Origin of the sequence: Pseudomonas sp. Sample_9, from assembly GCF_004307535.1 — a bacterium.
Taxonomy (GTDB): Bacteria; Pseudomonadota; Gammaproteobacteria; order Pseudomonadales; family Pseudomonadaceae; genus Aquipseudomonas; species Aquipseudomonas mercuritolerans.
This window is the reverse complement of sequence record NZ_RAZO01000352.1, coordinates 1-12,520: the sequence shown is the minus strand read 5'-3', so window position 1 is coordinate 12,520 and position 12,520 is coordinate 1. Positions and strand designations below refer to the sequence as shown.

The window sequence follows — 12,520 nt, the reverse complement described above, 5'->3', positions numbered from 1 at the left end:
TGACTCTTTGCCGGATCAAGCCAACTATCGGCGCATAACAACGACCGATGGACCCGACCTTGATTGAACGACGTCAATTCAGCGGTGGCATGAAGGGCAAGAACCTTCGCTATCTGAATGAACAGAACCCCGATAACACCGGCGTGACCCGCACCGGTTTCCTCTTGCTTGAACACTTTTCGCTGCCGGCCTTCACCCAGGCGCTGGACACGGTAGTCACCACCAATCTGTTGCGCCCGGGACTTTTCTCGTCGCGCACCTTCGGCCTTGGAGATGGCGAGGTGATCAGCGATCTGGGCCTGGTCATCCGCCCCGACGCGCGCCTGGACTCTGCTGCGCTTCAGGCGCTGGACTTGCTGGTAGTGTGCGGCGGTTATCGCACCGAATTGCGCGCCAGTGACGAATTCATCGGCTTGCTCAAGACCGCGGCGGAGCGGGGCGTGAGCCTGGCGGGATTGTGGAACGGTTCGTGGTTCCTCGGCCGCGCCGGTTTGCTCGACGGCTATCGCTGCTCGATCCACCCGGAACATCGCCCGGCACTGACCGAAATCGCCAAGAGCACCCATGTCAGCAGCGAACCCTATGTGATCGACCGCGACCGCCTCACCGCGTCAAGCCCGTCCGGGGCCTTCCACATGGCGCTGGACTGGATCAAAGGCCTGCACGGCAAGGCCTTGGTCGAGGGTATCGAAGACATCCTCGCCTTTGAAGAGTCGCGCTACCGGCGCATCAAACCGGATGAAAACATCTGCGTCAGCGCGCCGCTGCGTGAAGTGATCAAACTGATGGACGCCAACCTCGAAGAACCGCTGGAACTGGAGCAACTGGCGGTCTACGCCGGCCGCTCACGGCGCCAGCTCGAGCGCTTGTTCAAGGAACAACTGGGCACCACGCCGCAGCGCTATTACCTGGAACTGCGCATCACCGAAGCACGGCGCCTGCTGCAACACACCGAGCTGTCGCAGGTGGAAGTGCTGGTGGCGTGTGGTTTTGTTTCACCGAGCCATTTCAGCAAGTGTTATAGCTCTTACTTTGGTTATCGGCCTTCGAAGGAGAAGCGGCTGGTTAAATAGGACCAGCCGGTACAACCCGCAAAAACCCTCACCCCAGCCCTCTCCCAGAGGGAGAGGGAGCCGACCGAGGTGTCTGGCGCTGTACATCGACCTGAAAGATGGATGTCGATTTCGGATTCAATACAGCCCTTTCAGGTCGGCGTAAATCTCAAATATTCCCCAATCAGTTCCCTCTCCCTCCGGGAGAGGGCTAGGGTGAGGGGCTTTTGGGGCTGAACGACCATCCGTCGGATTACCCCGCCTACCTGTAATTTCTGACAGTAGACAGCGCAACGCCTCCGAGGGGTAATAGCGTCCAGGCGATGCACGCTCAGCGAATCGCAAACAAGGACGCCTCTCATGTCGGACATCGACGTTGATTCAACCCTGTACCCCATCAAGTTCGAGGCGGGCAGTTACCCGGTAATTGTCGAGCCGGATGTTCCAGACGGCGTTCCGTTGGAAGGCTTGTCTCATACTGCCTTCAAGGATAATGCTCCTCGGGTCAGCGCGACCTCTGCGCGTATCGACCCTCCGATGGGCGAGTACGAATCGATATGGATTTACACGTTGGCACTGGACGAAGAAGTCCCGCTGCTGGTTGATGTCATCGTTCCTGACGCCCTGGATCAGCCTGTGATATTCGACGTTGCCGAATCGCTGTTCGTTGAAGACGTCAATATTTTCTACTACGTGGTCAAGAGCAGTAGCGGCAACAGCAGTCCATCGACTCACGCCTGGGCGCTTTATCACTATCAGCCACCCGGCGGCAAAAACGTGCCGGGCACGGGTGACCATCCTTTTCTGACGCTCAGCCTACCGCCTGAATTGGGCAACCCGCCGCAGATAGGCCGGGAGGAGGCCGCCGCCGGGGTAAAGCTGACGCTGGATTACCCGCACGATCATGCCTACGACAAAATCCTGCTGAAGCTTAACGGTCGACGCTTTACCTATGTGCTTAAGCCGGAAGAGCAGGGCAAACCAATCGTCATTACTCATACTCAAGCCATGTTTGAACAAGCAGGTAACAGCCCTCTGTTCGAAATCCGCTATACCGTAATCTCGCAACTGAACAATCCCACCGAGAACAGTCGTGAGTCCGCTGCGATTGTCGCCAATGTCGACCTCGACCGAACCTCGTTTCATGCGCCGATTTTTCGCGAGAACCCCAATGACGATACCGATAATGCGCAAATCATTGATCGCGACAAACTTCAGGGCAGGCCTCTGTCGATCATCGTGAATCCGACATCGCCCACTTTTGCGGTGAATGACAGCGTCGATGGCCTGATCACCGTCACTCCCCCCGGCCAGTCGTATCCGTTCAACGGCGTGATCGAGGAGGATGGCAGCGGGCAATTGCAGCGTTGTGTCATGCCGGTGCCTAACAACCTGTTCATTACCGGCAGCAGTGTTCGCGCATCCTATGAAGTGAAACGCGGTGACCTGCCGATCGGACAGTCCGCAATTGCCACCGCGACAGTTATCGGTTCCGGCCAGTTACCGGGCGACGGGTTTATCCGGGAGCCGGCGTTTCCCGTGGTCAACGTTAACGGCGCGATTGGCCTCAACGAGTTGATTGAGGGGCCGAGCGGTTTGCATAACCCGGTTCGGGTTGCTCTGGATTACGCCCATGCCGCCGTGGGCGATGCTATCGAGTTGTTTTTCGTCGGCTACGACACGCTGGATGTCGGCGGTAATCCAGTCCCCAGAGCGTCCTACAACCCGCAGCCACCCTCTGTGATGACAGAGGCCGATATCACGCGCGGTCACTTCGAATTCGCGGTGCCGGCGCGGCACCACTTTGCCGTGTGCAGCCGGGGAAGTGTTGAGGCTCGGGTGATTGTCAGCAACGCGAGCGGGCCGACGACCTCGCGCAACAAACGAGTGAATTGCGACGTCAAGAAGCCGGGTGACAGTTGGTGCCCGGAGTTTTATTAGCGCTGCCCTACAGTGAGGCATGTCGCCGCGCTGGACTTTCACAAGGAATGTAATCATGACCATCAAAGAAATGTCTGTCCCGGCGCTCATCGAAAACAAGCCGCTGGCGCTCAATGCGCCTTCCATCCCAGCCGCGATTGCCAACGGTGGCTTGCGCTGGCAAGACCTCAACGATCCTGAGAGCCCGGTGCGAGTGCAGATTGTCCTCCAGCCGGGCGCCGTACAACTTAATGACCTCGTCGAACTGAAGTGGCAGGAACTGCCGGCGAAGAGCGCCACGGTCGATGCCAATCATCTGAGCACTGGCGTCATCCCCTTGGATGTCGACCCTGCGGACATCCTCGAACACGCCGACGGATTGCACACCTACCAATATTTTGTCACCGCTGCGATTGGCGGCCAGACCGATCCCTCACCGCCGGCCACGGTCAAGGTCAAGCGCCTGCTCCCTGGCGGCAATACCGGTGACGATGCCGGCACCGAATACATCAACGAAAACCTGCGCGCGCCCACCGGCGTCCCGCCTCTGATCGATGACGCCATCGCCGAACCCGGCATTACCCTGACCTGTGGCGTCTACGACAATATGGCCGTCGGCGACATCATCCAGTGCGACTGGGGCGGTCAGCGCCAGACGCACCCGCCGCTGACCACGTCCGAGGTGGGCAAACCGGTGGACTTTCGGGTGGAAAAGGGTTCGCTGATCGCCGCCCCTGGCCGGGTCATCGTGCGCTATGACATCCGTGACGAGGTCAACAACTGGTCACGCTGGTCGCTGCATGTCACTACCGATGTCGAGGCCGGCGAGAACCTGCTCGCCGCCCCGCGTGTGGTGGATGCCGTCAGCGGTGTCATCGAGCTGGTCAAGTTGGGCAACCAGGATGCCAAGGTGCAAACCCCGGTGTACAACGAGCGTATGGATGCGGGCGATCGGGTGTACCTGTACTGGCTCGGCTACACCGCCGAAGGCCTGGAAGTCAAGGTGGAACTCGATAAGGAAGTGAAGACCGAAGACATCGGCTGGCCACTTGATTTCGATATTCCCAACGACAAGGTCCGGGCCATTGCCCAGGGCAATGCCGTGGTGCGTTATGAGGTAATTCCGCTTGTCGGCACACCCCGGCGCTCGCGACGGACCACGGTGCAAATCATCGGCCAGGTCGAACAACTGCCGGCACCGAGCGTCGCCGGGATTGTAGGCGATGTGCTGGATCCATCGATTCTGCCGGCCGAAGGCGCCTTGGTGCGCATCGAAAAACATGATCTGATCGAGGCCGGCGACACGATCCTGTTGCTATCGGACGGCAAAACCGCCAGCGGCGCCAACCTGCCGCACACCGTCTCCATCCCGGTGACCGGCAGCGGTGCGGCCAATGGCATCGAGCGCCGTATCCCGCTGAATTACATTACACCGCTGCAAGGCGGCACCGTTACGGTCAGCTTCACCCTGACCAAAAGCGGCGGAGAAACCCTGTTGTCCAATCAATTGCCGCTGCAAGTCAAAAGCCTCGGAGCCCAGTTGCCCAAACCCACGGTCGATTACGCCCAGGGCGACAGCCTGGATCCGGAAGACGTGCCGGCAGACGGTACCACCGTGCGGGTCAATTACAGCCCCATGGAAACCGCCGACCGCATCGATATTCACTGGGACGGCTTACTGGACTTCACCGACTGGTTCCAAATCCCGGCCAATTGGGGCAGCAAGGAAGTGGAATTTCCGGTCGCGAAAACCTACGTCGACCTGAACAAGGACCAGACGGTGGACGTGTTTTACATCGTGACCCGCGGTGGGCAACCTTTGCCAGACTCGGCCAAGCAACCGCTGCTGATCGGCAGTGCCGTGGAGTATGAGCCGCCGAGCATCCAGGAAGCCATCGGCAACAGCCTTGAACCGTTCGCGGCCAAGGACACGCTGACCGCAGTCATCCCGGCCTACCCCAACATGGTCGGTACGCAACTGGTCGTGACCTGGACCGGTACGGCTGGAGGCGGTAGCCACACCACCACGCCCGTCCTCGTGACCGCGCAAGGAGATCAGGAAATAGAGCTGCCGAACTCGGTGGTGGCCTTCAACCTGAACAAGCCGGTGACCGTGACCTACACGGTGATTCGTAACAGTTCGCCCAAGGACTCCAAGCCCTTCACCCTGGCGGTGCAGCCGATCGCGAACGAAGACCCGGCATTGGGTCGACCGCTGATTACACAAGCCGCCAACAATGGAGAAGGACCGGAGTTTGACGTCAGTCAGTTGACCGCCGCCGCCACGATACGGGTAAACAGCTGGCCGCTGATTGCGCTGGGGCAGTACGTCTGGCTGCGGGTGCACGGCACCAACAGCAATGGCAGCGCTTACAACGAAACGTTCTGGCAGCCGCCGAGCGGACAGACCAATCAGACCTGGATCAACCAGCGCTATTACACCCAAGCTATCCCGCTCGCCACCCTGAAGGATCTGAAGGATGGCAGTGACTTGGATTTGGAGTTCAAGGTTGGGCTGGGCGGTAGCCAGGTGGAAGCGGAGGCGGTGACTTTGCAAGGGAGGAGGTACACCGTTAAGGTGTCCGTCCCGCTGGAGATAGTTACCACTCCCATGATCCTTGACGGACATCAATTCTACCCAGCGGCCGCCCCATACGCGCCCCCTTTCGAGAAATCGGCCTACCTACACCCTAAGGCGCATCAAACCCGGGAAGCACAAGGAGGGAGCCGTCCTTACCAGTACACTTCATCGAACCCCAAGGTGGCTTCCGTTGATCCAACAACCGGCCACGTAATTTCGACCGGAAACGGGACAGCCCGCATCACCGTGGAAGACAAAAATGGCGAAAATGCTGGTTACGATGTGACATGCAGAAACGTGTATGAGTTGGTATTTAGTACCCAATATCTAACATATGAGTCCGCACGCAATTGGGTGGCAACTGTGGGCGCACAATTTTTCCCAGGAAACTTCATGACGGACCCCGAGGGGTCATTCACACAAGTTTGTCGTCTTAGTTTCCGATCTTCCAATCCCGATTTACGTGCTTATTGGGGTTCTACAGCACCTCCCCTCGTTTCGCCTGAGTGGCGTCCTTCAATCATTTGCTCATCTGATTTGCACTGGCACCGGGACTCGTATCCCGACGACTTGCATTATTCTTTTGGGTTTAGGACTCGAAATCGGAATAACTCTCTTTGACCACCTAGGTCAGCGCCGCTGATACGCAAAGCAATGGTGCACCTCAAGTAAATTTTCTCGGGATAGCATTCGAGGCCTGCTCCTAAAGCTGGCAGTTTTGAGGATACATAGGTATCAGGAGATATTGCATGGGGTAACGCTTTCTCCGGGGTGAGACACCATCCAGTTCAGCCCCGTAGACTTTACTCCACGCTGGTTGTGTGTCAGTTCCGGATTGCACCTCGTTACTCCTATAGCGTCACCGTCTCCTAACACATATGAGGAGGCAAGTTTAGTGGGGGGCTCAAAACCGATCCACATCAACCACAGCCCGCGCAAACGCCCCCGGCGCCTCCTGCGGCAAATTATGCCCAATCCCACCCTCAATCAGCCTGAACTCATACTTCCCGGTAAACCGCTTCGCATAATCCTCAGGCTTGGGATGTGGCGCTCCGTTGGCATCCCCCTCCAGCGCAATCGTCGGCACACTGATCGAAGGCGCAGTAGCAAGCTTCTCTTCCAGTGCGGCATATTTCGCCTCGCCCTGCACCAGGCCCAGCCGCCAGCGGTAATTGAATACGGTGATCTCGACGTGATCGGGGTTCTGCAATGCCTTGGCGCTGCGGTCGAAGGTGGCGTCGTCGAATTTCCACTGCGGCGACGCCAGTTGCCAGATCAGTTTGGCGAAGTCGTGGGTGTTCTTTTCATAGCCGACGCGGCCGCGTTCGGTGGCGAAGTAGAACTGGTACCACCACTGCAATTCGGCTTTCGGCGGCAGTGGATTCTGCCCGGCGGCCTGATTGCCGATCAGGTAGCCGCTGACCGCCACCAGCGCCTTGACGCGCTCTGGCCACAGCGCTGCGACGATATCAGCCGAACGCGCGCCCCAGTCGTAGCCGCCAAGTACCGCTTGTTTGATCTTCAGCGCGTCCATGAAGTCGATCACGTCGCTGGCCAGCGCCGCCGGTTGGCCGTTGCGCAGAGTGTCTTTGGACAGGAAATGCGTGTCGCCATACCCCCGTGCATACGGCATCAGCACGCGATAACCCTTGGCGGCGAGCAGTGGTGCGACTTCGTCGTAGCTGTGGATGTCGTAGGGCCAGCCGTGCAGCAGAATCACCACCGGGCCATCGGCAGGACCGGTTTCGGCGTAGGCCACGTCGAGCAAGCCGGCCTTGATGTGCTTCAGCGGGCCGAAAGGCGAGGGCGCGGAATAGCTGACGGCGGCCGGTTCAGTGGTTTGCGCCTGAGCGCTGCCGACAGCGCCGAACAGCGACAGCGCCAGGACCGACAAGCCGAGCGCGTGGATGATTTTAGAAGTGTGCAGAGCCTGTTTCATGCTGACGTCTCCTTTGCGAGCCTGTGGCCAAGGGGCTGGATGAACCCTTGAAACCCTGGGGCCATTGAAGCGTAGCGAGGTATCCGTTGTGTGTCCCCGCACGGCAGTTTTGCAAGGGCGTGTATGGCGGCGGGGCGCGTACACAGTGTGATACACAGAGGCGAAATCCTATGTTTTCCCGCGAAAATAATAAGTCGCTGTTTTAAAACAAAAAATATTTCATCTCGGGCTTCCCAAACGAAATGAATGTTGTTAAATTGCGCCCCGTTCTCGCAGCGATCCTAACGGAGCCGCTGACCAGAGCTACAGGGGCGTCGCCAAGCGGTAAGGCAGCAGGTTTTGATCCTGCCATGCGTTGGTTCGAATCCAGCCGCCCCTGCCATCTACGAAAAAAACGCCAACTTCGCAAGAAGTTGGCGTTTTTTTATGCCTGCGATTTACCGCGCTTGAGCCAGGCCGGCGTGCGCGATGCCAAGGCACCGCGCACGCCGGTCAATCAGTGCGGTGCGCGCGGGATGGTTTTCATCAGGTCTTCAGGGCTGATGTGGCCGACCACGCTGCCCGGCTGCGGCAGGTTGAGGATGTGGCCTTTCATCTTGCCGATGATGTGCATCTCGCACGGCTTGCAATCGAACTTCAGCGTCAGCACCTCATCGCCGTGGATCAACTGCATCGGCGCGACCTTGGTACGCACACCGGTGACGCCTTTGGCCTGTTTCGGGCACAGGTTGAAGGAGAAACGCAGGCAATGCTTGGTGATCATCACCGGCACCTCGCCTGGCTCTTCGTGAGCCTCATACGCCGCGTCGATCAGCTTGACGCCGTGACGGTGGTAGAAGTCGCGCGCCTTCTGGTTGTAGACGTTGGCGAGGAAGGTCAGGTGCGAATCCGGGTACACCGGCGGCGGCGTGGTTTCGGCCTTGCGGCTGCCACGCGGATGCGCGGCGACACGTGCCGCAGTCAGCGCTTCGATGACTTCGCGGCGCAGCGACTTGAGCTGCGAGTTGGGAATGAAGAACGCTTGCGGCGCATCCAGCTTGATGTCGGTGGCGTGATACTGCGTGGTGCCGAGCTGGCCGAGCAGGTCGCGCAATTGCTCCAGCGCTTGCTCAGGCTTGTTGGCGACACCAAACGGCCCGTTGAGGGTGACGCTGGCGCTGATGCCTTCTTCGCTGGTCGCGGTCACTTCCAGCTGTTCTTCGCGCAGACGGGCGAACCAGCTCAGGGCCACGCGACGTTCCGAAGAAGTTTTCTGCAACGCCTGTTGCCAGTTGTGATCGAGGTTGCGATTCAACGGATGACTTGGGCGCAGCTTGAACAGGCCTTCAGGCATTTCGTTCGGCTCGACGCGGTAGCGATAGCGCTTCTCGCCGTCTTCTTCGAACTCGCCTTTGGCCTCGGCGATGTTGGCGCGGAACCCCACCACTTCACGCTTGACCAGCACGTTCAAGCCATCGCCGTTGGACAGCGGCTCATGGGTGACGACCTGCATGTCACGCTTGCCGACTTTCTCCACCGTACCGACCGGCAGGCCGGTAAAGGTTGGCGAATCGAAGGCGCCGATGTCGATCTTGCGATCGGTCACGAAATAATCGGTGCTGCCACGGTGGAAGGTCTTTTCCGGATCGGGCAGGAAAAAATGCACGGTGCGGCCGCTGGAAGCGCGGGCCAAGTCCGGGCGATCCTCGAGCACGTCGTCGAGGCGCTGGCGGTAATAGGCGGTGATGTTCTTCACATAGCCCATGTCCTTGTAGCGACCTTCGATCTTGAACGAACGCACGCCGGCCTCGACCAGGGCGCGGATGTTGGCGCTCTGGTTGTTGTCTTTCATCGACAGCAGGTGTTTTTCGTAGGCGATCACGCCACCCTTTTCGTCTTTGAGGGTGTAGGGCAAGCGGCACGCCTGCGAGCAGTCGCCACGGTTGGCGCTACGGCCGGTTTGCGCGTGGGAAATGTTGCACTGGCCGGAGAAGGCCACGCACAGCGCGCCGTGAATGAAGAACTCGATGGCGGCATCGGTTTCATCGGCGATGGCGCGGATTTCTTTCAGATTCAGCTCGCGGGCCAGTACCAGTTGCGAGAAACCGGCCTGATCGAGGAACTTCGCTCGCTCCAGGGTGCGGATATCGGTCTGGGTCGAGGCGTGCAGCTCGATCGGTGGAATGTCAAGCTCCATCACGCCCAGGTCCTGGACGATCAGCGCATCGACACCGGCGTCGTACAACTGATGGATCAGCTTGCGCGCCGGCTCCAGTTCGTTGTCGTGCAGGATGGTATTGATGGTGGTGAAAATGCGCGCGTGATAGCGGCGGGCAAATTCGACCAGTTCGGCGATTTCGCTGACTTCGTTGCAGGCGTTATGGCGCGCACCGAAGCTCGGGCCGCCAATGTACACGGCGTCAGCGCCATGCAGGATGGCCTCACGGGCGATGGCGACATCGCGGGCAGGGCTGAGCAATTCCAGGTGATGCTTGGGCAAGGACATAGTTTTTTTAGTCAGGCGGTCACGGGCAAGGGGCGCATTCTACCCGTGAAACGCTTGGTGGGCACGTGTGTGCTGCCCGATGGTGGCTGGTGATCGAGTCAGTTCGGCAGGCTATTGTGTTGAATGTGCCGGCCTCTTCGCGAGCAGGCTCGCTCACACAGGGTTAGATCCGGGCCGGAATACATTCACTGTGGGAGCGAGCCTGCTCGCGAAAGCGGTGTGTCATCCGAAAATCATTGAGTGACATCCGCAAATTCGATCAGCCTTTCGCGGCCATCGCCGTCACTTCCACACGCATCCCTTCAACCGCCAGCGAGGCCACGCCTACCGCCGCCCGCACCGGCCAGGGCTTGGCGAAGTAGCGTTTGTACACTTCATTGAAAGCCGCGCGATCGCCCATGTCGGTGAGGTAAATGGTCAGGTGCAGCACCCGGTCCATCGAACTGCCGGCGCGTTCCAGAGCTACTTTCAGCGCTTGCAGCGTGCACTCGCTCTGCTCGGTGATGCCGCCCAGTTCCAGGCTGCTATCGGCGCGGGTCGGGATCTGCGTGGAGACCATGATCCCGCCGAAGGTGGCGACGTCGGACGAAATCGAGTCAGTGTCCGGATCGGGCGTGAAGGTGATGTCTTGATTGGCCATGCGCTTCTCTTGTTCGAGTGAATGAAGATCGCGCCAGTTTACAGATTCCCTCCGGCCATGGCCCGCGCGCGTTCAGACTGGCGAAGTCGCTGCTTCCGCCGCGATGGCCGCAAGCACACTGGGCCGCGCGCCGATGCGCTGCATGTACGCAGCCAGAGTTGGCCATTCGCAAATATCGATGTTGAACGTCGGCAACCAGGTCAGCATAGTGAACAGATACGCATCGGCAACGCCGAACGTGTTCATCAGGTAGTCCTGACCCGTGAGCGTCTGCTCAAGGTAATCCAGCCGTTTGTACAGTTTGTGCCGAAAAATCGCTTTGACCGGTTCCGCAAATTCGCCGCTGAACAATGGCGCGCTGGCACCGTGAATCTCCGAGCTGATGAAGTTCAGATGCTCCTGCAAACGTGTGCGATCCCACGTACCAGCGGCAGGTGCCAAGTCGTTCCCGGGGACTTGATCGGCGAGAAACTGCAGGATCGCCGGGCCTTCAGTGAGCACTTCGCCGTTATCCAGTTGCAGCGCGGCCACGTAGCCTTTCGGATTGATCTCGCGGAAGTCACGGCCGTCAGCGGTGCGTTTGGTCTGGTTGTTGACGCGGATCATTTCGAACGACAAGCCGAGTTCGCGCAGGACGATGTGCGGGGAGAGCGAACAGGTCATCGGTGCAAAGTACAGTTTCATGGCAAGTCCCTTGAAATTGGAGGCGCCACGATCCCCTGCGGGCAAAACTTCCGCAAAGGTCATTTGCAGTGCTAGCGTATGACAAATTCTCATGCGCTTAGCCTTATGACTGCCAGACTTCCTTCCCTCAACGGCCTGCGCGCGTTCGAAGCGGCGGCTCGGCATATGAGCTTTACCACCGCTGCGACCGAGTTGAACGTCACGCAGACAGCAATCAGTCACCAGATCAGGCGCCTCGAAGCCGAGTTGGGCGTGGCATTGTTCCTGCGCCTCAAGGATGGCCTGGCGCTTAGCGAAGACGGGCAGGCCTACCTTCCGGGGGGGCGTTCTGCATTTCAAGCGTTGCGCCATTCGACGCAACAATTACTCGAGTCGCGCGGGCCCAGCGTGTTGACCATCAGCACGCTGGTTTCGGTAGCGTCGAAATGGCTCTTGCCGCGCCTTCCGGCATTTCAGCAGGCGTTCCCGGACATCGATGTGCGCATCAGCGCCGCTACCGATCTGGTGGATTTTCGCCAAGGAGGCATCGACGCGGCGATTCGCTACGGGCGGGGCGACTGGAAAGGTCTGCGCGCGGACTTTCTCATGGCCGATGAGGTATTTCCCGTGTGCAGTCCAGCACTGGCGACGACATTGCACACTCCGGAAAATCTGGCCAGTCACACCCTTGTACAAGTCAGTGGTGTCACCGCCAGCGACTGGCAGGCCTGGCTCAACGCCGCCGGCCAGCCTGCGCAGTTGGCCGACGGCGCGAAGCTGACCTTCGATCTGGCGATGATGGCGGTGCAGGCGGCAATTGACGGGCAGGGCGTGTGTATCGGGCGTTCGACTTACGTGAACGACGATCTGCGTGCGGGCCGATTGGTCGCGCCGTTCGACCTGCGCCTGCAGGATGATCTCGGGTTCTATCTGGTCACACCCCATGAAACCGCTGACTCGACAAAGATCAGCGCTTTCAGAAAGTGGCTTGTGGCTGCGGCCCGCGACATATTTGTATAAGCGTGTATCAACCCTCTGCGGATACACACGGCAACACCAAACCGGGCATTCGAGACACATCCACCTTACATGCCGAACCCAAAGTAGCCCTCACACCAACACTACGTTTGAGAGGGCACCATCATGTACCGTCCACTGTTTCTGGCTTCTGCCGTTGTTTTCGCGTCCCTGACCGGCTTCGCCCATGCGGCGGATGCGCCGGCAACGAGCTGGCAGAAAG

The 12,520-nt window shown here is 59.3% G+C and carries 8 protein-coding genes and 1 tRNA gene; 5 read left to right on the top strand and 4 right to left on the bottom strand.

The genetic code is table 11. The features are described 5' to 3' along the window. Positions 1-47: 47 nt before the first annotated feature. From D6877_RS20130 to D6877_RS20115, 3 genes are all read left to right on the top strand, one after another. Positions 48-1,073: a GlxA family transcriptional regulator gene (locus D6877_RS20130; protein WP_130911891.1), complete on the top strand. Its 1,026-nt coding sequence runs from the start codon at positions 48-50 to the stop codon at positions 1,071-1,073. Between the two features lie 339 nt (positions 1,074-1,412). Continuing rightward, positions 1,413-2,993, top strand: a complete 1,581-nt coding sequence (locus tag D6877_RS20120; protein ID WP_130911889.1) for a hypothetical protein — start codon at positions 1,413-1,415, stop codon at positions 2,991-2,993. Between the two features lie 55 nt (positions 2,994-3,048). Next, positions 3,049-6,174: a hypothetical protein gene (locus D6877_RS20115; RefSeq protein ID WP_130911888.1), complete on the top strand. Its 3,126-nt coding sequence runs from the start codon at positions 3,049-3,051 to the stop codon at positions 6,172-6,174. A 283-nt stretch (positions 6,175-6,457) separates the two neighbouring features. Here D6877_RS20115 and D6877_RS20110 read toward each other — a convergent pair whose 3' ends face one another. Beyond that, entirely contained in the window at positions 6,458-7,492 is a 1,035-nt protein-coding gene (locus D6877_RS20110) for an alpha/beta hydrolase (RefSeq protein ID WP_130911887.1), read from the bottom strand. Between the two features lie 307 nt (positions 7,493-7,799). Between D6877_RS20110 and D6877_RS20105 the strand changes: the two genes are divergently transcribed. Beyond that, positions 7,800-7,874: transfer RNA gene (locus D6877_RS20105), tRNA-Gln, on the top strand. A 114-nt stretch (positions 7,875-7,988) separates the two neighbouring features. Here the strand turns inward: D6877_RS20105 and D6877_RS20100 are convergent. The 3 genes from D6877_RS20100 to gstA all read right to left on the bottom strand — a co-directional run bounded on the left by D6877_RS20100 (position 7,989) and on the right by gstA (position 11,301). Continuing rightward, positions 7,989-9,977, bottom strand: a complete 1,989-nt coding sequence (locus D6877_RS20100; RefSeq protein WP_024013138.1) for a U32 family peptidase — start codon at positions 9,975-9,977, stop codon at positions 7,989-7,991. Between the two features lie 259 nt (positions 9,978-10,236). Then, positions 10,237-10,617: a RidA family protein gene (locus D6877_RS20095; protein ID WP_130911886.1), complete on the bottom strand. Its 381-nt coding sequence runs from the start codon at positions 10,615-10,617 to the stop codon at positions 10,237-10,239. A 72-nt stretch (positions 10,618-10,689) separates the two neighbouring features. Further along, positions 10,690-11,301 (bottom strand): glutathione transferase GstA, encoded by a 612-nt coding sequence (gene gstA, locus D6877_RS20090; protein ID WP_130911885.1) that lies wholly within the window; start codon positions 11,299-11,301, stop codon positions 10,690-10,692. Between the two features lie 105 nt (positions 11,302-11,406). Here gstA and D6877_RS20085 point away from each other — a divergent pair, with 105 nt between their 5' ends. Next, positions 11,407-12,300, top strand: coding sequence for a transcriptional regulator GcvA (locus tag D6877_RS20085; protein WP_130911884.1), 894 nt, complete (start codon positions 11,407-11,409; stop codon positions 12,298-12,300). Positions 12,301-12,520 lie beyond the last annotated feature (220 nt).

Excerpts from the sequence above, each read along its gene's own strand:
- D6877_RS20095 (WP_130911886.1), bottom strand. The coding sequence starts at position 10,617 with ATGGCCAATCAAGACATCACCTTCACGCCCGATCCGGACACTGACTCG.
- D6877_RS20120 (WP_130911889.1), top strand. The coding sequence starts at position 1,413 with ATGTCGGACATCGACGTTGATTCAACCCTGTACCCCATCAAGTTCGAG.
- D6877_RS20110 (WP_130911887.1), bottom strand. The coding sequence starts at position 7,492 with ATGAAACAGGCTCTGCACACTTCTAAAATCATCCACGCGCTCGGCTTG.
- D6877_RS20115 (WP_130911888.1), top strand. The coding sequence starts at position 3,049 with ATGACCATCAAAGAAATGTCTGTCCCGGCGCTCATCGAAAACAAGCCG.
- gstA (WP_130911885.1), bottom strand. The coding sequence starts at position 11,301 with ATGAAACTGTACTTTGCACCGATGACCTGTTCGCTCTCCCCGCACATC.
- D6877_RS20085 (WP_130911884.1), top strand. The coding sequence starts at position 11,407 with ATGACTGCCAGACTTCCTTCCCTCAACGGCCTGCGCGCGTTCGAAGCG.
- D6877_RS20100 (WP_024013138.1), bottom strand. The coding sequence starts at position 9,977 with ATGTCCTTGCCCAAGCATCACCTGGAATTGCTCAGCCCTGCCCGCGAT.
- D6877_RS20130 (WP_130911891.1), top strand. The coding sequence starts at position 48 with ATGGACCCGACCTTGATTGAACGACGTCAATTCAGCGGTGGCATGAAG.